At 62.0% G+C, this 20,527-nt stretch carries 20 protein-coding genes and 1 tRNA gene; 1 reads left to right on the top strand and 20 read right to left on the bottom strand.

Annotated features, from left to right (window positions below; genetic code table 11):
• Window positions 1–380 precede the first annotated feature (380 nt).
• From EIH26_RS03730 to metG, 16 genes are all read right to left on the bottom strand, one after another.
• On the bottom strand, window positions 381–1,208 hold the full coding sequence (locus tag EIH26_RS03730) for a mechanosensitive ion channel family protein (protein ID WP_124060928.1): 828 nt from the start codon (window positions 1,206–1,208) through the stop codon (window positions 381–383).
• On the bottom strand, window positions 1,208–1,471 hold the full coding sequence (locus EIH26_RS03725) for a hypothetical protein (RefSeq protein ID WP_124060926.1): 264 nt from the start codon (window positions 1,469–1,471) through the stop codon (window positions 1,208–1,210). Before EIH26_RS03725 ends, EIH26_RS03730 begins: the two co-directional genes overlap by 1 nt.
• A 19-nt stretch (window positions 1,472–1,490) precedes the next feature.
• Window positions 1,491–2,372 (bottom strand): homocysteine S-methyltransferase family protein, encoded by an 882-nt coding sequence (locus EIH26_RS03720; protein ID WP_124060924.1) that lies wholly within the window; start codon window positions 2,370–2,372, stop codon window positions 1,491–1,493.
• 420 nt (window positions 2,373–2,792) lie between these two features.
• Entirely contained in the window at window positions 2,793–3,611 is an 819-nt protein-coding gene (locus EIH26_RS03715; RefSeq protein ID WP_124060922.1) for a UTP--glucose-1-phosphate uridylyltransferase, read from the bottom strand.
• 64 nt (window positions 3,612–3,675) lie between these two features.
• A complete protein-coding gene (locus tag EIH26_RS03710) occupies window positions 3,676–3,864 on the bottom strand; it encodes a hypothetical protein (RefSeq protein WP_124060920.1) in 189 nt (62 codons plus the stop codon).
• A gap of 10 nt (window positions 3,865–3,874) precedes the next feature.
• Complete coding sequence (gene ccsA, locus EIH26_RS03705; protein WP_124060918.1) at window positions 3,875–4,645, bottom strand: cytochrome c biogenesis protein CcsA; 771 nt, start codon at window positions 4,643–4,645, stop codon at window positions 3,875–3,877.
• 102 nt (window positions 4,646–4,747) lie between these two features.
• Window positions 4,748–5,467 carry a heme exporter protein CcmB gene (locus EIH26_RS03700; RefSeq protein ID WP_124061774.1) on the bottom strand — a complete coding sequence of 240 codons (720 nt, stop codon included), beginning with the start codon at window positions 5,465–5,467 and terminating at the stop codon, window positions 4,748–4,750.
• A complete protein-coding gene (locus tag EIH26_RS03695; RefSeq protein WP_206424724.1) occupies window positions 5,467–6,225 on the bottom strand; it encodes an ABC transporter ATP-binding protein in 759 nt (252 codons plus the stop codon). Before EIH26_RS03695 ends, EIH26_RS03700 begins: the two co-directional genes overlap by 1 nt.
• A gap of 19 nt (window positions 6,226–6,244) precedes the next feature.
• Window positions 6,245–8,491 carry a heme lyase CcmF/NrfE family subunit gene (locus EIH26_RS03690; protein ID WP_124060915.1) on the bottom strand — a complete coding sequence of 749 codons (2,247 nt, stop codon included), beginning with the start codon at window positions 8,489–8,491 and terminating at the stop codon, window positions 6,245–6,247.
• Between the two features lie 2 nt (window positions 8,492–8,493).
• Window positions 8,494–9,165, bottom strand: a complete 672-nt coding sequence (locus EIH26_RS03685; RefSeq protein ID WP_124060913.1) for a cytochrome c maturation protein CcmE — start codon at window positions 9,163–9,165, stop codon at window positions 8,494–8,496.
• A gap of 387 nt (window positions 9,166–9,552) precedes the next feature.
• Window positions 9,553–9,628, bottom strand: a tRNA-Ala gene (locus EIH26_RS03680).
• A 120-nt stretch (window positions 9,629–9,748) separates the two neighbouring features.
• A complete protein-coding gene (locus tag EIH26_RS03675; protein WP_124060911.1) occupies window positions 9,749–10,090 on the bottom strand; it encodes a Veg family protein in 342 nt (113 codons plus the stop codon).
• A gap of 123 nt (window positions 10,091–10,213) precedes the next feature.
• Entirely contained in the window at window positions 10,214–11,137 is a 924-nt protein-coding gene (gene rsmA / locus EIH26_RS03670; protein WP_124060909.1) for a 16S rRNA (adenine(1518)-N(6)/adenine(1519)-N(6))-dimethyltransferase RsmA, read from the bottom strand.
• Window positions 11,130–12,029, bottom strand: a complete 900-nt coding sequence (locus EIH26_RS03665) for a flavodoxin family protein (protein ID WP_124060908.1) — start codon at window positions 12,027–12,029, stop codon at window positions 11,130–11,132. The genes rsmA and EIH26_RS03665 overlap by 8 nt, the downstream gene beginning before the upstream one ends.
• Window positions 12,026–12,979, bottom strand: coding sequence for a TatD family hydrolase (locus EIH26_RS03660; RefSeq protein WP_124060907.1), 954 nt, complete (start codon window positions 12,977–12,979; stop codon window positions 12,026–12,028). Before EIH26_RS03660 ends, EIH26_RS03665 begins: the two co-directional genes overlap by 4 nt.
• Before the next feature lie 6 nt (window positions 12,980–12,985).
• Window positions 12,986–14,563, bottom strand: coding sequence for a methionine--tRNA ligase (gene metG / locus EIH26_RS03655; RefSeq protein ID WP_124060906.1), 1,578 nt, complete (start codon window positions 14,561–14,563; stop codon window positions 12,986–12,988).
• Window positions 14,564–14,907: 344 nt separating this feature from the next.
• Here metG and EIH26_RS03650 point away from each other — a divergent pair, with 344 nt between their 5' ends.
• A complete protein-coding gene (locus tag EIH26_RS03650; protein ID WP_124060905.1) occupies window positions 14,908–16,050 on the top strand; it encodes a hypothetical protein in 1,143 nt (380 codons plus the stop codon).
• A 52-nt stretch (window positions 16,051–16,102) separates the two neighbouring features.
• Here the strand turns inward: EIH26_RS03650 and EIH26_RS03645 are convergent, their stop codons facing one another.
• The 4 genes from EIH26_RS03645 to EIH26_RS08355 all read right to left on the bottom strand — a co-directional run bounded on the left by EIH26_RS03645 (window position 16,103) and on the right by EIH26_RS08355 (window position 20,461).
• Window positions 16,103–18,610, bottom strand: coding sequence for a S8 family serine peptidase (locus tag EIH26_RS03645; protein WP_124060904.1), 2,508 nt, complete (start codon window positions 18,608–18,610; stop codon window positions 16,103–16,105).
• Window positions 18,611–18,775: 165 nt separating this feature from the next.
• The gene (locus EIH26_RS03640; protein ID WP_241152746.1) at window positions 18,776–19,417 is read right to left on the bottom strand and encodes a M48 family metallopeptidase; all 642 of its coding nucleotides are present in this window, start codon (window positions 19,415–19,417) and stop codon (window positions 18,776–18,778) included.
• Window positions 19,414–20,292: a 16S rRNA (cytidine(1402)-2'-O)-methyltransferase gene (gene rsmI / locus EIH26_RS03635; RefSeq protein ID WP_124060903.1), complete on the bottom strand. Its 879-nt coding sequence runs from the start codon at window positions 20,290–20,292 to the stop codon at window positions 19,414–19,416. The genes EIH26_RS03640 and rsmI overlap by 4 nt, the downstream gene beginning before the upstream one ends.
• Before the next feature lie 4 nt (window positions 20,293–20,296).
• A complete protein-coding gene (locus EIH26_RS08355) occupies window positions 20,297–20,461 on the bottom strand; it encodes a hypothetical protein (RefSeq protein WP_164470971.1) in 165 nt (54 codons plus the stop codon).
• Window positions 20,462–20,527: the final 66 nt, after the last annotated feature.

Raw genomic sequence — 20,527 nt, 5'->3', positions numbered from 1 at the left:
AGAACTCGAGGCAGGAGCTTCGCAGACAAGCCGCAACGGATCGTCGAACGTCCCTTTTTCCTTTTTCGCCCCGCAACCGCTAAACGGACATCAAGTCAACCCTTTACTTTGCGGTTTCCGAGCTCTAAAGTTCTAAGTGGTTCCGCACCCAGCCACGATATGCGGTGGACCGATGTCCTTTCTTAGGGAGCTCCATATTGCGAGTGAAATGGGGATTCGCATCCGTTGATGCGAAAGCCAGGAAGCGAGCTGCGAGCACCCACCTTTCGAGGTGGGTTCACCCTGGGGCAGGTGCGGAACTTCTCGTGTCCGCAGATCCTCGGATGGCCTTCCCGCAGCGTCCCCGCCTCGAATCCCCCCATCGAACGCCTTGCGTCGGATCACTCCGCGTCCGAGTTCCCGTTTTCGTCCGAACCTTCTGCAACGGGCCGCGCGAACGGAGCGACCGCCCGCACCACGGCATCGCGCGCCTGCGCCGCCCGATCGGAAGACGCCATCTCGAACAGCACCGTGCCTTTCACGCCGTCCTCCACCACTTCGGAAAACACGACCTTGGGGTCGTCCATCAGCACGCCGATACCGCTGGCCGCACGCTTGGACGCGTCGGCCATGGCCCCGGCCGTTTCGTTCAAGCGGGACGCCGGCCCGCTCACCACTACGCCCACCTTCACCAGACCCGCCGAAGGAAGCTTCTCGAGCGCCGCCGTGTTGATGATCGAGTTGGGGATGTAGATCTGCTGGCCCTCGGCGCTGCGCACCACCGTCTGACGCCAGGTCACATCCTCGACGACACCCTGCGAAGCACCCACGCGAATGTGGTCGCCCGGCGTCACCAACCCCATCACCGACACCTGCACGCCGCCGATCACGTTTGAAACGGTGTCTTTGAAGCCCAGGGAAAGCGCGATGCCGCCCACGCCCAAAGCGGCGATGGCGCCCGACACGTCGATTCCCAAACACGATGCCAAAATCACGCACACGCAGATCGTCCACAGGGAAACGCGCGCGATGTTCACGAAAATGGAGCTGGAGGGAATCGGCACCGAATCGTGGCGCAGGAAGCCTCTCAGCGCATACGAAACGATTCTCACGATGACGGCCGTCGCGACGATTTCGAGCAAAGCGGCGATTCCCACCGACACCGCCCAGGGAACCTCGCCTGAAAACAGGTGGCCCAGCAAAGAGCTGATCCCGTTCACCAGCACCATTACTGCACCGTCCCGTATACCTGGCCCCACGCGTGACCGACGATCGCCGAATTCAGCTGGTCGCACAGACGGCGACGCGTATAGGTTCCCGGCGGAAGCAGACCCACCACCTCAAGCAGGTCGGAGGGAAGGTCGTTCGCCTCGGCAGATAGCACGACGTCGAGTCGGCGAACCGACTCGACCCGCGCATCGGAGAACAGCGCGTTCACCACTGTTTGCAGGGCTCCGTAGTCGTCGCTGCGCATCGCGTTTGACGAAAGCATCCGATCCTCCATAACAATTCTATCGATCGAGTACGTCCAAGCCGGTAACCGCAGCCGCCAGCGCGCCTGTGTAAGCCGGGGTCGATTTTCCGGCCGCGCGCACGAATTGGGCCCCGGCGGCGTGCAGGTGCGCCGCAGCGGTCACCATCGCATCGGGGGATGCGTAAGCCGAGGGAGCGCCGACGCGATCGGACTGGGAACCGACGACCAGCTGAACCATCAGGGGGAGGTCGACCGCGGCGCGCGCGCGGCGAACGAGCGCAGAGGCAACCTCCGCAGGTGCGGACGTGGCAAACCCGCCGACCGCGGCACCTAGGTCGGCCATGGAAAGAAACGCCTCTTCAAGCGTCTCTCCCGAAGCAGCCAGGTTTCCCGCGCCATCGATGTCGATGGATGCGAACAGCGGCACGTCAAGCACCTGGGAAAAACCCATCAGAGCGCACTTCAGCTCCGTTATACGGGAAAAGCCGCTCAAAAGCACGGCGTCGATTCCAAGCGGCGACAGATCGCGCGCCGCACGGACGTACTGGCCGCGATGCTCGTTCAGAGACGCCTTCGACGACGCGTCCAAAGGAAGGCCGCACGAACCCACTTCGGCGAAGATATGCTGGGGCTTCAGCTCGCGTACCAGATCGAACAGGGCGCGCGCGATGCTCGATCCCCGATCGGCTGACGATATCTGGGCCAAACGGGCGGGCGTGAGCGATTCCGTGGGCATAACCAGGCATTGTGCACCGGCCAGCAGGTCAAGCCTCAATGCATCGGCCAGACCCTCGGGCTCTATGAGCGACAGGTAGGGCAGATCGCGCCGCATATCGACCCCTTGCCGGGCCAGCACGTTTTCCACCGGCGAAGACACGACCAGCATGTCGCGGTTGAAGCGAAGCGAGATATCGGGCATGGGCGTTCCTTTCGATACCGAGTATGATACCGCAGTCGCATTGCGAGCAACCGACACCCCGAAAACGACGGTGCACCTGCATTCGGAATGCACCGTACGGGCGCTGTAGACCGACCGTCACGAACCACCTGGGAATTCATCGTTGCTGCATAGGCAATCCGCACAAAGCGCACCCGCAATGCACACCCGGTTCAAACCCGCCTTCTATAATGAGGGCATCGAAAGGCCCCCTTCCTTTCGATCTGCTTTCTCCTTCCAAGCAGACACGCGGCGCTCCATACCGCCGCACATCCCTCCCTAAAGACCCGGCGGGCTCCCTTCCCCCCGGGTCTTCTCTTTCCCCCGATCAAGCACGCAGCATCGCCGGTTCAAGGCCGTCGAACCCGCCACCGCAGGATGCCGCGCTCCCTCGAGAGGCGCCTACGCAAGCGAGCGGCTTCGCTCGAACAGGATGTTGTTGGTCTCAAGCCAGCTTTCGACCGTCCCGGTATCGAACCCGTCTGCCGGATCGATCACCAGCGCGTACATCTCTTCTTCGCGAAGCACCGCATCGAGGGCGTCGGTGAGCTGGATCTCGCCGCCCACACCCGGTGCGACGTCGGCCAGAAGCTCCATAACCCGAGGACTCAGCAGATAGCGCCCGAATACGGCCAGGTTGCTGGGAGCCTCCTCGAGCGCAGGCTTCTCGACCAGCGAATCGACCTTCCACACGTCTGCGCCCACCGCGCACCCGGCAATGATGCCGAAACGGCTTACCTGATCGTCGGGCACGGGCATAACCGCGATAACGCTTGCGCCGCCATGCGCGTCGGAGACTTCCTGCATACGGGGAAGCATGCGGTTGTCGGGAACCAGCACATCGCCCAGAAGCACGTAGAACGACTCGTCTCCGGTCTTGTCGTGCGCACAGCGGATCGCATGGCCCAAACCAAGCGCCTCGTCCTGGTACACGTAGCTGACGTTCAGGTTGCCGGCCTGCTCGACCCGATCGGCGTAGGAATCCTTACCGCGCTCGCGCAGCAGAGCCACCAGATCGGGATCGGGCGTAAAGTGATCCTCGATCGCCTTTTTGGAGCGGCTGTTGATGATGACCACCTCGTCGGCAGCCGAAGCAAGCCCCTCTTCGACGACGTACTGGATCGCAGGACGGTCGACGACGAGCAGCATCTCTTTCGGCAGGGCCTTCGTGGCGGGCAGAAACCGCGTGCCAAGCCCCGCTGCGGGAATCAAAGCCTTCATGACATCGAAACCTTCCTGCCGCCCGGGCGGCTACGATCCTGGTGTTTTTTTCAGCGCGTGTAGTCTATCGCTCCTGGGCGCGCGCAGCCAGCTCCTCTTCAAGCACCGCGATCTGCGCTTCGGTCTTCTTCATGCCGCGCACGATCATCGCGACGTACACGAACAGGGCGGCCCACAGAAGCGCATAGGCGCCGATAACGTACGGAGCGGACGGGAGGATGGTGCTGTAGATATCTGCAAGGATGGGATTCATAGCTTGTCTCCTAGTCTTCCAACTGCTGCTTCAGGGCCTCGACGCGCTCGGCCATGCGAATCTGACGGAACCGCAAACGGTACAGCGCAAACATGATCAGCAGCATGCCGATAAGCGCAAGAGCGACGCAGACGGCCATATCGGGTGTCATGCCGCCTTCGCGCACGACGACGGGATGCTTGCCGTCGGGAATGAAGCGCGTGATCATCATCGTGATGGGCGCATCGACAAAAGCGATGATCCCGATAACCGCCGAATACGTCGCGCGGCGCTCGGGCTCGTCGATGGAGTTGCGCAAAACGAAGTACGCGATGCACAGCAGCATGAGGATGAGATAGGTGGTCAGACGCGGATCCCACGTCCACCACACGCCCCACTCGAAACGCGTCCACAGATCGCCCGTGATCATGGTGCCGATAACGAAGATCAGCGATACCTCCATGCCAACTTTGGCGCACGTATCGAACCGCTGCTCTTTGGTGCGAAGGAACTGCGCGCTGTAGTACAGGACCGCCGTAAGCGCCGCGAACGACACCACGGCGACCGGCATATGGAAGAAGAAGATCTTCTGCGAAAGCAGGAGCTTGTTGGTGACCAGCTCTCCCCCGATGTATTCGAATCCGTTCACCTGGGCACCGTGAACCGGTCCGATGAGAAAGAACGCATCGAGGAACGCCAGCGTGGTGAGGACGGCCCCCGCAATCGCGGCGAATGCAGCCAGGCTGTCCGGCCACTGACCGGCTTCCGGGACGCGGAGGCGTCCCTTCGCTTCTTTGGACATACTGCTCCTTTATCTCGTACCAGCTTCCGCTGATTCCAACACAATCCCAACGGGCAGAGCGGTTGTCGCGCTCGCGCCCCTGCATACACCGACGATCGGCACCTAGGCGCTCACGGCGAAGTCGTAGAGCACCCAGCACACGGCCAGCATGATCACATCGTAAGCAGCCGCCATGATAACCGAGATGCCGTAGGCATCCATCCAGAACTCCCCGCCCGAAAGCGCGCTGGTCGTCGCGGAAACGCAGGCGAACAGCAGCGGATAGGCAAGCGGGACGAACAGGATGGCCAGCATCACGTCTTTGCCGCGCGTGTTGATGGTGATGGTGGACAGCATCGTGCCCACACCCGCGATCCCTACCGTACCCAGTGCCAGCGGAACCGCTGCGAACGCAGCCTGAGGCGCAAGCTCGGCCGAGGTAAGGAAGAAGAAATAGAACAACGGAATGGACAGCACCTCGACCACCAGCAAAAACAGCAGGTTCGAGGTCGCCTTGGCCAGATACACCACCGAACGGTCCAACGGCACAAGCAGGATACCCTCCAGGCAGCCCTGCTCCTTCTCGTGGGAAAACGATCGGTTCAACCCCAGAAGCGACGTGAACACGATGAGCGACCACAGAAGACCCCCGCTCATGCGCGCAATGTCGATGCGCTCGGCCGAAAACCCGAACGCGGCACCATACACGACGATGACCAAAAGGGCGTAGATGCCCATCGATATGAGCATCTCTTTGGTGCGAAACTCCTGGCGCAGATCCTTCGCCAGAAGGTTTCGATACTGCCGCAAGGTCGAGGGGCGCTTCAGCTTGACGCTGTCCATCACGCCACCCCCATTCCCACCGTCTCGCGATACAGCTGCGAGAAATCGTTGAAGTCCAGATGATCCTTGGAATCGAACGCCACCACGCGGCCTTTCGCCAACACCAGGGCGTGCGTGCACATGTCGAACCCCTTGCGCAGGTCGTGGCTGACCATCACGAAGGTGCGGCGCTCGCGCACCGATTCGATGAGATCGTCGAATATCTCGACTGCATGGGGATCGAGTCCCGAATACGGCTCGTCCAGAAACACCACGGCCGGGTCGTGGACCAGGGCACGCGCGATGGATACGCGCTGCGTCATGCCGCGCGAGAACGTGCGAACCGGGTCGAGGCGACGATGCTTCAGCCCCACCGCATCCAGAAGCTGCAGGACGCGCTGGCGCGGATCAACCACGCCGTAGAGCTGCGCGTACAGCATAAGGTTCTCTTCGGCGGACAGATCGGGGTAGAGCATGGGCTGATGCGAGATAAGACCCACGTGATCGCGGGCGCGATCCGGCTCTTCCACGATGTCGAGGCCCATCACGCGCGCGGTGCCCTGCGTCGGGCGGTTGAGCGTGGACAGCATCCGCAAAAGCGTGGTCTTACCCGCCCCGTTGGGACCGAAAATCGACAGGAACGAACCTTGGAGAAGGTCGAACGAAACCCGATCGACCGCCTTGCGCGCGCCGAATATCTTGGTGAGGTTCCTCGCCTCGATCGCGTTTCCCGCACGAGGCGAACTTCCCGCCCCGCACGCGACCGCCGCTGCGTCCATCGATGCCATGCGCTATCCCTTACGCACCCGCAAGGCCATCCAAGCCCGGGGCGCCGTGCTCCTTCGCTCCGCCGTCTTTCTCCGCTGCCACCATACCATCTTTGCGCGGAAGGCGACGGCCGCACACCGCAAGCAGACCGCCCGCCACCAGCAAGGCGAACCCCCACCAGACGCACTGGATGAGCGGGTTGACGCGCACGTCCATCGACAGGTCGCCATCGGAATTCACGCCACGGTACACCACGAACAGATCCTCGTCGGCAAAACTCAGCACCGAGGCGTTCAGCTTCTGCTCCTGGGTCATCTGATCGGCAACCACCTGCGGATGAGCCTGGCCGACCAGCTGGCCGTTCTTGTACACGTCGAAATCGGTCTCGTACGTCACCTTGTACGATGCGTCATCCGGCTTCACGCTGGAGCCGGTGAAGCGCAGCTCGTACTCCTGGATGGCAAACGTTTCAGGCGAGCTGTCGGTCGCCGCGTCGTAATCGACGTAACCGGTCTTTTCGGTCACATACATCGAAGATCCGATGAGGCCGACCAGAATAATGCCCATAGAGACGTGGACGATGAATCCGCCCAACGTGGACGGACGGTTCCGAAACGCCGCGGCGACGGCCTTCGGACCGGCGATGTCTTTGCTCCTCGCGTACGAGCGCACGCCGCGAACCAGCATGAGCAGCGAGTTGAAGAACAGCATGCTCGCCACCAGCAGACCGATCACGGCGAGCCCGTTGTAATACCAGGACGGTCCCTGCTCGAGCAGATCGCTGGCCGCTGCGGACCCCGACATGATCATGTTGTTGTACGCCGGGAACAGATTCGCAGCCCAATACACCATCAGCAGCGCAAACAGAACCAGCGCGCAGGCAAACGGAACCTTGGCGTCTTTGAGGAAGCGGGCGCGGTCGGTTTTGCCCCAACCGAGCATGGGCCCAACCGACATGATGAATAGATAGAAAATCCCCAGGGGGTAGGCGATGGCGTTGTAGGCGGTCTTGCCCAGCGAGTCGCCGCCGAAGGGAAGCCAGGCAGGAAGCGCCTGAGAGACGGTCATGTACGTAAGCACCAGCGTGAACATGATCATGATCACGTTGTTGAAATAATACGCCGCATCCTTGGAGATCATGTTCTCCACATCGTCGGCCCCCTCGGTATCGGGTCCGAACCGACTCCAGCGCACGGCAAGGCCCGCAATGCCCGCCAGCACCGACACGGTGATCAGCGCACCGAACAGCCACAGCGAGACAGGGTCGCCCTCGAATGCATGAACGGACTGCACCAAACCGGAACGGGAGATGAACGTACCGACGATCACGAAGGCGAACGCCAGGCACGCGCACATAACGGCCCAGCGCTTGAACGCACCGCGCTGACGATACACCGTGAAGGTGTGGATGAGGGCGACGCCCACCAACCAGGACAGAAGACTGGCCGTCTCAACGGCGTCCCACCCCCAGTACCCGCCCCAACCGAGAACGACGTAGGCCCATACGGAGCCCAGGCCGATGCCGATGCCGAGGAAGATCCACGACACCATGGTGAAACGCTGGGCGCGATCGACCCACAGACGCGATGCATCGCCCATGACCAGCGCGGCAATCGCGTAAGCGAACGCAACGGTCATGCCAGCGTAGCCGACGAACAGCATGGGGGGATGAATGACCATCGCCCAGTGTTCAAGAAGCGTGTTCATGGCGTTGAGCGAAGCTGAAGCGGTGAGCTTGCCCTCGGCGTTGAAATACGTCGCAGGCGTGGGTTCAAAGGGCATGTTTACCTGGGAAAATGTGAGCACTCCCACAAACGCGACCACGACGAGCTGGATAACCGCCAAAGCCACGTTGTCGATCTGGCCGCGCCTCTTGCGCGTGGCTAGAACCACGGCCACTTCGAACGCGGAGATCAGCCAGGCCCAGAACAGCAGCGAGCCCTCGCGTCCGGCCCACAGGCCGGACAATTTGTACAACCAGGCAAGTTCGCTTGTGTTCAGCGAGCGCTCCGCTAAAACGTACTTGATGGAATAATCGCCCGCAAAGAAGCAGTACACCAAAATAAGGCAGCAAACCAGCAAAGCCAGCATGGTAACCGCCACGCCTATCCGCCCGATGCGGTTTGCAAGAGCCGCCCCCGCCGCCCGCGCGGGCTTATTTTTGGCAGCGGCGCTCCTCTCCCGCAGGAACGAAACGTGACCGAACGCAAACGCCAGGATGGACGCGACGGCTGCTGCAAACGAAACGACGAGAAACGAGAAACCAAGCGTTGCCATGCTTATCCTTCCAGCGCGACTTCAGTCGCGACGAACACGTCCTGATCGTTGATCGAACCCGTCAGGACCAACGACGACCCTTCGACAGTCTCGTCGGACAGAGCCCCGTCGTACTTGACGGGCATCTCGTCGGCGGTATCGGGGTCTACCACAACGAAGCGGCGATCACCGCCCGCAACGCCCAGGGTGCCCTCCTTCATCTGGCCCGCCACCTTCACCGGTTTGTTGCGCACGGAATCGGCGTAACCCATAAGACGGGAAACCGACAGCGAATCGGTGGAGTTCTCGTACTTAGACGGGCACTTGGTGACCAGCTCGCTGCACTGCAGGACGCCCTCCCCATCGATCTTACCCGTGCAGATAGCCACGACATCGTTGCCGAACGTGGAGGAAACACCGCCCTCGTAGCGCACGCGCAGCTGCTTGGAGGCCTTGGGGTCGGCCTCTTTGTCGTACACGGAGAAGATAAGGGTGTTGTCCTTGACCGAGAAGGAGTTCTCGACCACCGTTGCCGAGACCTGGATCTTGCGATCGCCGAAGACGCCGTCGACCGCATCGGCAACCGAAACGGTTTTAGCCGACGACGCACCGCCCACCACCGCGAGCACCACCACGACAACTATGACGATCACGCCGGTCACCGCAGCCATGCGGCGCTTCATCTTAGAATTCATCCAATCCCTCCGAGATCGCGTCGAATCCCGCCACCACCGAAAAACCCGCCGTCGCCATCGATTGAGGCACATCATGCTCGAACCCGAAAGCGCACCGTCCCTTGACCGAAGGCGCTCCCGACCTCAGACGACCCCCGATGCCAGTCTTGCGATGATATCATCAGCCTCCCTGCGCACAGGGTCGTTTACGATTTGCGCAGCTTTGTTATCCGATCGAAAACCACGAACTGAGCACACGCCACAAATCCTTCACAGCTTGTTATAGCGTCATGGCTTCGACGCGTCTGCTGTAGAAACGACGGATATACGAAAGAACCCTCGAATATGCAACCGAAACGCAACGAACCCCCGACCGGATACAACGGTCGGGGGTTCGTACAGATTACGTGGTGGAGATGATGGGATTCGAACCCACGACCCCCACGTTGCGAACGTGATGCTCTCCCAGCTGAGCTACATCCCCACGTGAAGCGCGATGCGCAGGAAGCCATTTTGGGGGTACGCCGCCCATTTGTCAAATGGAAGCGCCACCCCTTTTCGGCAAACCTTCAAAAACACAAGTCGGGCGATAGGCCCGAAGCGGCTACAACTCGGAAGACTCGCTGTCGGAGCCTTCGTCCGCAACAGCCTCGTCCTCTTCCGAAGGATCGATGATAAAGGGTTCGAACAGAGGCTGGTCGTTCTGAGAAAGCTCGACAGTTCCCGTAAGAACATCAACGTGCTGGTACGACTGACGGGCGGTGCGGCCGCGCTTGCGATCGACCTCCATGATGAACAGGCGGGGGTGAACCTGCGTGAGCACACCTTCGTTCTCGACGATCTTGGAACGCCCCATATTCGCTCGAACCCTCAGGCGCTGACCCACGTACCCGTTGAGCGTATCGTGAATCGAATCGACGATTTTGGCTTGCTGCTCCAAATCCATGCAGAACTCTTTTCCGATTTAGACAAAAAATGCCTCGAAATCATACCATGCTTGAACAGAGGTTGCACAGGGACTGCAGAGTCCCTGTTCACAAGCCTGATATTCTCTCCATAATTGAAATGTCTATCGAATTCTATGTTTTGCACTCAGCTCGACGAGGGCTTTCCCCAACCTGATGAACTCGCCGCGATCGAGCGTTTCGCCGCGACGCTTCGGGTCGATCTGCGCATGCCGGTAGATCGCGGGAAGGCCATCGACCGCACCGGGATACTGGCCGCCCGCACCCGAGAAATACGTTTTGCAGGAATTGGCCAGCGTCTTGCGGCGATTCGCGAAGGCCGCATCGGCCATGACGCACGTCGCCTTCAGCAACTCGGCGGACAGGGCGGATCCGTCCTCGTCTACGGCCACGCACCGATCGAGGCGCAGAACCGCGCTCTCGACGTGGGGCGGGGGGAAGAAATTGCCGGGAGATACCGGAAACCGTCCATTGGGCTGGGCGTACAGCGATAACTTCACCGAGTACGCCCCGTAGGTCTTCGTGCCCGGAGCCGCCATCATGCGGTCGGCCACCTCGCGCTGAACCATGACGGTGGCCGACTCCAAGAAGTCGAACCGCTGCAGGAAATCGAGGACGATCGTGGCGGCCACCGCATAGGGAAGATTGGCCACCAGCTTGTTCGGCAGATCCACCCCGTCGTCGGCAAGATCGTCCAACCTGAAATCGAGCGCATCCTTCTGCACCAGAAAGAACCGATCGCTCCACTCGGACAGCGTTTCGGTCAGAACAGCGGGAAGGTCGCGATCGCGCTCGATGGACGTTACCCGGCCCGCGCTTTTAAGCAGCGCGATAGTGAGCGTTCCGATACCGGGACCGACTTCGAGCACCCGGTCGGACGGACTCAGATCGGCCAGCGCGACGATCCTTTTCAAAACATCGTCGTTTATGAGGAAGTTCTGCCCCAACGCATGCTTGGTGACAAGACCGTGGGACTCCAAGACCTCGCGTGTGGCGGATACCCCCGCCAAGGGAGAAAGCCTATCCACGACGCTTGCCGTTACCCTTCTTGGCAGGCCGGGGGGTACGACCCGAACGCTTCCCGGCATCGTTTTTCTCGCCGAACGCGGAGCCGCCCTTCTTCTGCGACGAACGCTTCGGCCTGCCGCCTTGACGCGAGCGCTCTTCGGCGCGGGCAGCGGCGTTGCGGCTGTCGCCGGCTATGTCGAGCTTCGGACGAGGGCGCGACCTGCCCGCCTCCGATTGCCGAGGGGCAAGCGCATCTGCGTCCGGGCAAACGCGAGGGATTTCGGGAGGAAGGAAAGCCGTCCGGTCGGCTTGCATAGGGAGGCGATCGAACAGCGCAGGGTCGATCGGCTCGGGGTCTCCTGTGATCTGGCCGTCTTCCTCGATCTTCCCCACCCAGTTGAGAACCTGGACCATCTGGAACCCCGCAACCGCGAATGCCGAGCGTACTTCGCTCACCAAAGCCGAGAACCCGTGAGGATCTCCGCCCTCCCCGATCACGTGCAAGGTGAGCGGGCGCTTGGGAGCTTCGCGATCGTATATCCAGTAGTAGGGCTGCAGGCGATCGAGCAAAGCCTTGAACTGGGCCGGCGCACCCGAAAAATAAACAGGGCACACCACAGACAGCTCGTCGGCCGCATTCATCAGCTCGTACACCTCGCCCATATCGTCATCGACCATAAACGCCGGGTGAAGCGAATCCTCGCAGTCGAGCCCTGCGTCGGCCGCCTGCTCGGCCGACGCGACCACGTTGTCGGTGCGACCGTCCCATGCGGCGATATCAAGCTCGGATACCGGAGCGAGCGCCAGCTCGTCTTCTGGAAACTCCTCGATGAACGTCTCGAAGATAGCCTCGGCGAGAAAGGCCGAGCGACCCCGCGAACGGGGAGATCCGACGATGATAAGACGGTTCATGCTAGTTCCTCTCGGTTTCGATCAAGCAGGCCAAGCGCGTTTTCGTACAGTGCCGAGAGCACCTCGTCCGGCGAGATCCCGTCATGCTGGGCTTTCATCTGGGCCAGTGCAGCAGCGGTGAACACCACGTGGGCCGGAGTGCATCCCACCCCGCGCATCGGCTCGGGCGTCATGAACGGGGAATCGGTCTCGGTAAGCAAGCGATTCAAAGGAACGCTCACCGCGGCCTTACGTGCGGCTTCGAGCTTCTTGAACGTAAGCGCGCCCCCGTAGGCGATAAAGCAGCCCGCCCCGATCCACGGAGCGATCTCATCGGCGTCGAGGCTGCAGCAGTGCAGCAGCGTCCCCGCGGGCGGAAAACCCGTTTCAGACAGGATGGCAAACGCCTCGTCGTGAGCCTCGCGCACATGCAGGGCCGCGGGAAGCCCCAGATCCTGCGCCAAGCGCACCTGCTCCCTGAACGCGCTTCGCTGCGCATCCCTCGCAGACAGGTCGTAGTGGTAGTCGAGTCCGATCTCGCCGATCGCGCAGACGCGCGCATCGAGCGCGAGCCGATGAAGCGCGCGCCGCATCTCCCCGTTCCACGCCGACGCGTTGTGGGGATGGATTCCGACGGCGATGCGCACGCGCGGAACCTCGCAATGCCCGCCTGAGTCCAAACCCGCAAGCTCGCGACGGGCATCGGACACCCAATCGTCAAGCCGCTCGATGGGTTCTTCCCCGTCTTCGACGGGATCGACGATCATGCAAAGGTAGCGCACGCCGTTGACCGCGCACCGAGCCAGCTCGAACGCAGGATCGGGCAGCATATGAAGATGCGCATGCGTGTCGGCAACCGAGGCCCCCAAGCACGGAGCGCTTACTTCCTGATAAGAGGAGTGCTTGCGTTTGCGGTAGAACCTCGCATCGCGAAACGGGGGAAGCTTCAATCGATCGGAGTCGTCGGACATGGCTGCCTAATCGAGATCGAAGTCGATTGCGGACACATCGAGGCGCGGGAACAGCGGGTCGCCCACTTCCACCGCGTTGCCGAACGGCAGCTGCCCCCATACCGTGGCCGATTCGATATCGGTTATGCCCGAAAGGTCGATGCCGATACGGCGCAGCGCCTCAGCCGAAGTATTCGGCATGAACGGAGCGAGGTACAGCGCGATGATGCGAATCGCCTCGAGCGCGTTGTACATAACCGAGGCCAGCTCGTCGGCGGTCTCTTCGGACTTGGCCAGATTCCAGGGAGCGGACTCTTCCACGTAGAGGTTCACGCGCGACGCGAGCTTCTGCACCGCGGCGGCGGCACCGGAAAAGTCCAGTTCGCTCATGGACGCATCGAACTGGGCGTACAGCTCGTCGGAAATCGCGCGCAGCGGGTTGTCGCCCGCTGCCACCGGGGCCGCCGGAACCTTGCCATCGTAGTACTTCTTCGTCATGTTGAAGACGCGACTGCACAGGTTGCCCCAGGTGTTCGCCAAATCGGCGTTGTACACCTGCACCATGCGCTCAAGCGAGATGGCCCCGTCGTGCCCGAACTGCACATCGCTCATGAAATAGTAGCGGTACGCGTCTACGCCGAACACCTTCACCAGATCGGCGGGCATAAGGCCGTTTCCGCGCGACTTCGACATCTTCTCGCCCTTGGTGAGCAGAAACCCGTGCCCGAACACGCGGTGCGCGATGGGCAGACCAGCCGCCATCAGCATGGCAGGCCAGATAACGCAGTGGAAGCGCGTGATATCCTTGCCCACGATGTGATACTGGAACGGAGCGCGACGATCGAACTCGCCTTCGCGCGCCGCGTCGGCGTACCCGATGCCGGTGAAGTACGCAACCAGCGCGTCGGCCCAGACGTACACCACATGATCGGGATCGAACGGCAAAGGAACGCCCCAGTCGAACGTGCTGCGAGAAATGGAGAGGTCCTTCAAACCGCCCTTCACGAACGAAACCACCTCGTTGCGACGCGTCTCGGGCTGAATGAAGTCGGGGTGCTCTTCGTAGAACCTCAGCAGCGGCTCCTGGAAATCGGACAGCTTGAAAAACCAGTTCTCCTCGCCCGACGCCTTCTGAACCGGACGATGGCACTCGGGGCACACGAACGCGCCCTCCTCGTCGCGCTCGAGGTCGCTTTCGGCGTAGTAAGTTTCCTCGTGAACGCAGTACCAGCCCTCGTAGCTGCTTTTGTACAGGTAGCCCTTCTCGAAAAGATCCCCCCACAGCTTCTGGACGCTGCGGGCGTGGCGCGGCTCGGTGGTGCGGACGAAGTCGGTGTAATCGATATCGAGCAGATCCCACGCCTCGCGAAACGCCGGCTCCATCGAGTCGCACCATTCCTGCGGCGTCATCCCCTTTCCGACAGCCGTGTCGGCCACCTTCTGGCCATGCTCGTCCATGCCGGTGACGAACGCCACATCGTATCCGTTCATACGCTGATAGCGGGAGACGAGATCGGCGGAGACCGTCGAGTACGCCGTTCCCAGATGCGGCGCGGCGTTCACGTAGTAAATGGGAGTGGTGATCGAGTAGGTTCCCTTGGACATGGATCGCGCCCCTTTGTTCCAAGCGCCCCGAAGGGCGCGCACGCTTCAAATACAGCCGAATATTCTACCACCGAACGGCAAGGCGAAGCGAAACGACACGGCAAACGCGCCGGTGGCGCCGCATCAACCGCAAGGGCCCCAAAACAGACCGTTGGCGGGATGCAAGCGAGGCGCAAAGCGGGGCCCTCCTGTCGCCCGCGCCGCTACCTTCACAATCGCTATGTCGATGAACTGCGTTTTTGTGCGCCACCACCGGTAGGAGGCCCGAAGTTTTACCCGCGCTCGGACCTTCTTTATAATGGACGCTTGTCCTTTTTCACCTACGTAAGGACCTTATGCGGCTTATGACTGTACACCATATCGGCACGGCGAAGCGGCGGCTGCCGCGCGCGGCAGCCGCTCTCGCCTGCGCAGGCATCCTTGCGCTCTCGGGAACCCCCCTCGTCGGATCCGAGAACCCGCGCGCCTTTGCCGAGGACATCGATACGGCCCCGATCGCAGACGAATTCCAGCAGCGCATCGAGCAAACATCGGCCGAATACCTGTCCGCAACCGACCACCTGTCCTCGATCGAACGATCGATCGAGGACAACCGCCTCCAGATCGAACGGCTTGAGGCGGCCCTTCCCGGCCAGCAAGCGCGCAGCAATAACGCCGCGGCGGCGCTGTACAAGATGCAGAGCGATTCGGCCTCCATCGTCACGCTGCTGCTGAACGCCCGGGACTTCTCCGACTTCATGCGCAACCTCGAGTACATCGGAAGCGTGGCCGACCGCAACGTGGCCGAGATCAACGAGCTCCAGAACATGAAGTCGCAGCTCGATCGAACCGAATCCGAACTGGAGGCTCAGCGCGTCGAGGCCGCGCGCGCCGCATCCGATGCGGAAAGAGCGCTGAAAGAGGCTCAGGACGCACGCGAGGAGGCCCAGCGCATCGCGCGCGAGAAGGCCGAACGCGAGGCAGCCGAGGCTCGGGCAGCGGCCGAGGAAGCCGCCCGTATCGCCGCCGAAGAGGCCGCCAAGAGCGAAGCGGACAACGACAAGGCCGCCGAGGCGCCGTCAAGCTCGAAAACGGCTCCGGGGCCTATTGCGGCGCCTCCCGCCGATGATGTGGACTGGAATTCCAACGCGCAGCAGTTCATCGACACCTGGGCTCCGCGCATCGATGCCTACCTGGCCGGATCTGCGATGGCCGGGCAGGGCGAGACCTATGCGAAAGCCGCCTGGACCTACGGTATCGACCCGCGTTTCTCCCCCGCCATCTCGGCGGTTGAGAGCTCGAAGGGAGCCTACTGCTTCAAGCCACATAACGCCTGGGGGTGGGGCTCGGTCAGCTGGGGGTCATGGGAAGACGCCATCAACGGCCACGTCGCAGGACTTGCGCGCGGCTACGGCTACACCGTATCGCCCTCGGCTGCCAAAAAGTACTGTCCTCCCACCTGGCAGGATTGGTACAACAAGGTGTCATACCAGATGTCGCTGATCTAGCGGCAGATAATTCCCGTCGAAGCGCCCGCCGCGGCTTCGAGGGCCCTTCTTCCTATGCCCGCGCCGTCGCGCCCTTCAGAGCTTCGAACGTCGATCGGGGTACGACCGCTTCCCCGCCGAACACGTAGCCGGTATCGATCTGGTCCGCGCGCTTCTTCACCACCTTATCGATGCAGTACGGATCGTAGCGGAACGTATCGCCCTGAGACGTGGATCCATCGTGGGGCACCAGCAGAAGCACGCTACCGTTCTTGCCGCACAGAGCCGCACCCGTCAGAGCATCCCAGTACCCGTTTCCATCGGCAACGCCCAGCTTGTCGATGCCCAGCTTCGCATCGGCCTTGCCGCTGAGGGCGTATTCGGCGATGCGCGCAGACGTATGCCACGCGTCGGCGCCCCCCATACGCGCAATCGAACCCGACGAGATGCCCGCCGAAGCAAGGCGGCGTTCCGTACCGGGCGCCACCGCGGCTTCCCCGCCGACGATGAGCGCACCGCCCAGCTTCGCGTCGCGCACGAACGAAGCGGCCGCCGAGGAAAGCTCGCCCGAGGGGTTGGTCAGCAGCACCGGGGAACCTTGGGCGTACGCGAGGGGCGCCGCCGAAAGCGCATCGTAGTAGCCGCTGGCGGTGGCCACAATGCACGAGATTGCGGGCCTGGTCTTGATCACCTCTTGCGCGATAAGAAGCGAAGTGTCCGCCGCGTCGACGCCGCCCAGACGCTGGACGTCAAGGCCCATATCGCGTTTGAGCGCATCGCTCACCCGCTCGGACACGGCTGCCGTACCGCCCACAATGTAGACCTTCTGCGCACCCAAGCGCCGAATCTGGGATCGAGTCTCGGCAGACAGGGCATCGGTCTGCGTCAGCAGAACCGGCGCTGCGTGAACGCCTGCCAAAGCGCTCGCGGAAAGCGCATCCCAGTACCCGCTGCTCGTGGCCAAAACCACCGTCTTCGCCGATCCCTGGCCCCAGCCCTTTTCCGCGATCTTACCCATGGTTCCCAGCGCGTCGTCCCCATACAGGCGCTCCCATGCAACCGGCGGCTTCTTCACGCTGTTCAGCGCACCAACCAGGTTCAGCTTTCCATGGCCGTACATATCGTCGCGCCCCGGATCCCCCAGATCGATAGCGGTGGAGAGAAGCGCGTTTTGCACCTCGTCAGGGGTAAGGGAGGGGTTTTTCGCGAACAGGAGCGCCGCAGCCGAAGCGACCATCGGAGACGCTTGGGACGAACCGCTTTCCACCCTGTAACCGCTGTTGGCATCTGAAGTCGACCAAATATCGACGCCCGGGGCGGCGATGTCTTTGCGGTCGTTGTAGTCGGCCCAATGAGGACGCTGGTTATTGGCATCGAGCGGCACCACGGCGATCACGTTTTTGAAGTCCGACGGATACTGATAGTCCGTGTTGGGATTGCCGTACTTATCTCCGTTTCCGCCCGATGCCACCGACAGGATCCCGTTATCCCGCGCCTTTTGAATGGTATCCTCCAGCGCTTTATCGATAACCGGAGCAGGACCGCCCAGGCTCATGTTCACCACGCGCGTGTTCGTACGCTGGGCGATGGTCTTCCCCGACTGGTCGGGATCGCTCAGCAGGTAGTTGAACGCGCTGATGAGGGTCGCATCATCGCTCACGGGCTTGCCCAGGTGCGCGTCCCAATGAAACACGCTCACGGGAAGAACGTTGGCGTTATAGGACAGACCCGCCATACCGAAGCCGTTTCCCGCGCACGCCCCCACGATACCCGACACGTGCACGCCGTGCTGGAACGAGAAACTCGCATTGGCTTCCAGCTTCTTTCTGTAATAGGCATCGTAGGCGTAGTCTTTCAGCAGGTTGGGCTTGAGGTCCCTGTGGTCGAAGTTGATGCCCGTGTCGAACACCGCGACCGCCACCTTGTTCTCGCAACGCACCAGATCCCAGGCTTTGAACGCATCGAGGCTGTACAGCCACCATTGGTTTTTGATCGTCCACTCGGACGTACTGGAATACGACATCGGGTCGTTGGGAGTCCGCTGAGGCTCCAGCGCCGCGTCGGCAGAAGCGTCGGAGGAAGCTTCGGCTCCCGAAGGCGAGCCCGTCGGATCCTCGATGGGATAGTAAAGGTAGTTCGGCTGGGCGAAGGCGACGTCCGGATCGCGCCGGGCCTGGGCCACGCCCTCGGCCACCGACACGCCCTCGGGAAGATCGACCAGCACCGTTTTGCTGTCGATGTCCTGCACCTGGCCAGACCCGTCGTCCAGATCGGTCACCCGTTCGTCGGGAACGCTCATGGTTCCGATCACGTTCTTGCTCGAAACGCCCTCTTTGTACACGACGATCATCTCGTCGGAGCTGTACGCGCCCTCGGCTGCCTCGATTTTTGCCGCCTCCTCGTCGATGCGCGCCTTTTCGACGTGCGCTGGGGCATCGTTTTGCGCAGCGGTTTGCCTTGCGGGCGCATCGCGATCCTCCTGGGTCTCATCCGCGTGCGCAAGCGGCGCATACAAAACCAATGCGCAGCAAAGCGCCCACGACAGCGCCGCACGCGCGGTCTTTTCCAACGAGAAAGTCATGCGGATCTCCTAACGACGGGCGCTCTACGCACATCGATGAGGAAGCGCCCTTTTCTGTCCAGAAAAACGAACCACCATTCTACATGCAGGGAAGCGGAATCGAAGAAAAATTCTCCGATTTCGCTTCCTCGCGTATACCAGGTGGCTTACATAAGTTAGCTTAGTCTATCTTAATTTCGCCGCGACGCTCTGCCAATCGGGAAGAAACGAATCCATAACGCGCCGAAATTCAGAACCGTGGCCCGCCACGATAAGGTGAGCCAGCTCGTGCACCACCACGTACTCGAGGCATTCCGGGGGATACAGCGCAAGGCGCACGTTCAGGCAGATGCGCCCCGTTGCAGGCTGGCAGCTGCCCCAACGCGAACGCATGTTGCGATACGCGAGTTTCCCCGCGTGCACGCCCATGATCCGTTCCCACTTCGCCACCAAAACGGGCGCAGCCGTCTCGACCGCTGCGCGCCAGGCGCAAACCTCTGCGGCGTCGGCGCCTTCGGCCCTCGACATAACGGATTGTGCCACCTCATGCTGCTTTGCCATCAGCCAGCTTCGCTTCGATCGCACCAACTGCTCGATCTGCCGATCGGACACCGGAAAAGGGGCCGATACCTCGATGCGCCCCTCGGGCGGCCTGACGCGCAACCGGATCGTGCGCACGTCTTTGCGCACGACGCTTACAACAAGATCGCCAACTCTCAGCTTGCAAGGCGCGAGACGGGCGGGCTTATCGCGGCGTTTCCGACCCGTTTTCGCACGCGAATTCGCCCGAACGGGAAACGGGCTTTCGCGCAGCCGATCCCGGCTCACAGCTCTCGTTCCCTCTTGGTAGCCTCAAGCGCCAGATCGTAGGCCGTATTGCGCGAAACGCCCAGTTCGCAAACGAGCGTTCGCGCGATCTCCTTTGCGCGCGCGCCTTCCCGCGCCATCGACGCGGCACGATCGGCCGCCGAACCCCTGGCCGATTGAACCTGTTCGGAGCGCTCGTCGTCGGCGGGACCTTCGATGACCACGACGATCTCCCCCTTGATGCCCCCTTCGGAGGCGCGTCTCTCGAATCGCGCCAGTACCTCGGCCGACAAGCCCCGAGCAATCTCTTCGTGCAGCTTGGTAAGCTCGCGGCATACGGCAACCTGGCGATAGGGAAACACCCGCGCCACAACGCGCAGGGAATCGATCACCCGATGGGGACTTTCGTAGAACACCAGCGCGGCCGGAAGCGCGCGCAGGTTTTCAAGCACCGATGCACGCTCGGCATCCTTGCGCGGGAAAAACCCTCCGAAATAGAATCGGGGGTCGGTCGCTCCGCTGGCCACGTAAGCTGTCGCGACCGCCGTGGGTCCGGGAAGCACCTCGACCGAAACATTCGCCTCGTGCGCAGCCCTTACCAGCCTCAAGCCCGGATCGGACACGCCGGGCATTCCGGCATCCGAGCAGTACGCGATCGTCTCGCCCGCCGCCACGCGCGCGATCACATCCGCGGCGTCGCGAGCGATGCGGTTCTCGTCCAAGCGCTCGAGGGGCTTTTCGATACCCAAGGCCGCAAGCAGCCTGCCCGTCACACGCGTGTCCTCGGCGCACACCGCATCGGCTTCTTTGAGCCGCTCGATTGCACGCAGCGTGATATCGCCGAGGTTTCCCAGAGGAGTCGGGCAGATAACCAGGCGTCCTTCGTCCGATACCACCGATCTACTCTCCGCCGTGCTTCCCGCGCTTGGGTACGTCGATGGTTCCGCGACGGCGCTTCACCGCAGCGACGATAAGTACGATCACTCCGATCACGACCGCAGCCCCGATCACGAAAGCGAGCACCGTTTCCCCCGTGCAGGGAAGGCAGGCAAGTTCCTGAGACATTTTGATCCTCTCTATCGAGCGGTCGGCGACGCGCGATGCGCGATGCGCCCCGCAATGGCAAGCGGG

Source organism: Gordonibacter sp. Marseille-P4307 (assembly GCF_900604965.1).
Taxonomy (GTDB): domain Bacteria; phylum Actinomycetota; class Coriobacteriia; order Coriobacteriales; family Eggerthellaceae; genus Berryella.
Note: the sequence above shows the minus strand (reverse complement) of the source record. Positions and strands in the feature narration are given on the sequence as shown.

Excerpts from the sequence above, each read along its gene's own strand:
- EIH26_RS03675 (WP_124060911.1), bottom strand. The coding sequence starts at position 10,090 with ATGGATTTGGAGCAGCAAGCCAAAATCGTCGATTCGATTCACGATACG.
- ccsA (WP_124060918.1), bottom strand. The coding sequence starts at position 4,645 with ATGTCCAAAGAAGCGAAGGGACGCCTCCGCGTCCCGGAAGCCGGTCAG.
- EIH26_RS03660 (WP_124060907.1), bottom strand. The coding sequence starts at position 12,979 with ATGTCCGACGACTCCGATCGATTGAAGCTTCCCCCGTTTCGCGATGCG.
- EIH26_RS03690 (WP_124060915.1), bottom strand. The coding sequence starts at position 8,491 with ATGGCAACGCTTGGTTTCTCGTTTCTCGTCGTTTCGTTTGCAGCAGCC.
- EIH26_RS03665 (WP_124060908.1), bottom strand. The coding sequence starts at position 12,029 with ATGAACCGTCTTATCATCGTCGGATCTCCCCGTTCGCGGGGTCGCTCG.
- EIH26_RS03725 (WP_124060926.1), bottom strand. The coding sequence starts at position 1,471 with ATGCTTTCGTCAAACGCGATGCGCAGCGACGACTACGGAGCCCTGCAA.
- EIH26_RS03700 (WP_124061774.1), bottom strand. The coding sequence starts at position 5,467 with ATGGACAGCGTCAAGCTGAAGCGCCCCTCGACCTTGCGGCAGTATCGA.
- EIH26_RS03695 (WP_206424724.1), bottom strand. The coding sequence starts at position 6,225 with ATGGACGCAGCGGCGGTCGCGTGCGGGGCGGGAAGTTCGCCTCGTGCG.
- EIH26_RS03650 (WP_124060905.1), top strand. The coding sequence starts at position 14,908 with ATGACTGTACACCATATCGGCACGGCGAAGCGGCGGCTGCCGCGCGCG.
- EIH26_RS08355 (WP_164470971.1), bottom strand. The coding sequence starts at position 20,461 with ATGTCTCAGGAACTTGCCTGCCTTCCCTGCACGGGGGAAACGGTGCTC.
- EIH26_RS03710 (WP_124060920.1), bottom strand. The coding sequence starts at position 3,864 with ATGAATCCCATCCTTGCAGATATCTACAGCACCATCCTCCCGTCCGCT.
- EIH26_RS03720 (WP_124060924.1), bottom strand. The coding sequence starts at position 2,372 with ATGCCCGATATCTCGCTTCGCTTCAACCGCGACATGCTGGTCGTGTCT.
- EIH26_RS03685 (WP_124060913.1), bottom strand. The coding sequence starts at position 9,165 with ATGAATTCTAAGATGAAGCGCCGCATGGCTGCGGTGACCGGCGTGATC.
- EIH26_RS03645 (WP_124060904.1), bottom strand. The coding sequence starts at position 18,610 with ATGACTTTCTCGTTGGAAAAGACCGCGCGTGCGGCGCTGTCGTGGGCG.
- EIH26_RS03715 (WP_124060922.1), bottom strand. The coding sequence starts at position 3,611 with ATGAAGGCTTTGATTCCCGCAGCGGGGCTTGGCACGCGGTTTCTGCCC.
- metG (WP_124060906.1), bottom strand. The coding sequence starts at position 14,563 with ATGTCCAAGGGAACCTACTCGATCACCACTCCCATTTACTACGTGAAC.
- EIH26_RS03730 (WP_124060928.1), bottom strand. The coding sequence starts at position 1,208 with ATGGTGCTGGTGAACGGGATCAGCTCTTTGCTGGGCCACCTGTTTTCA.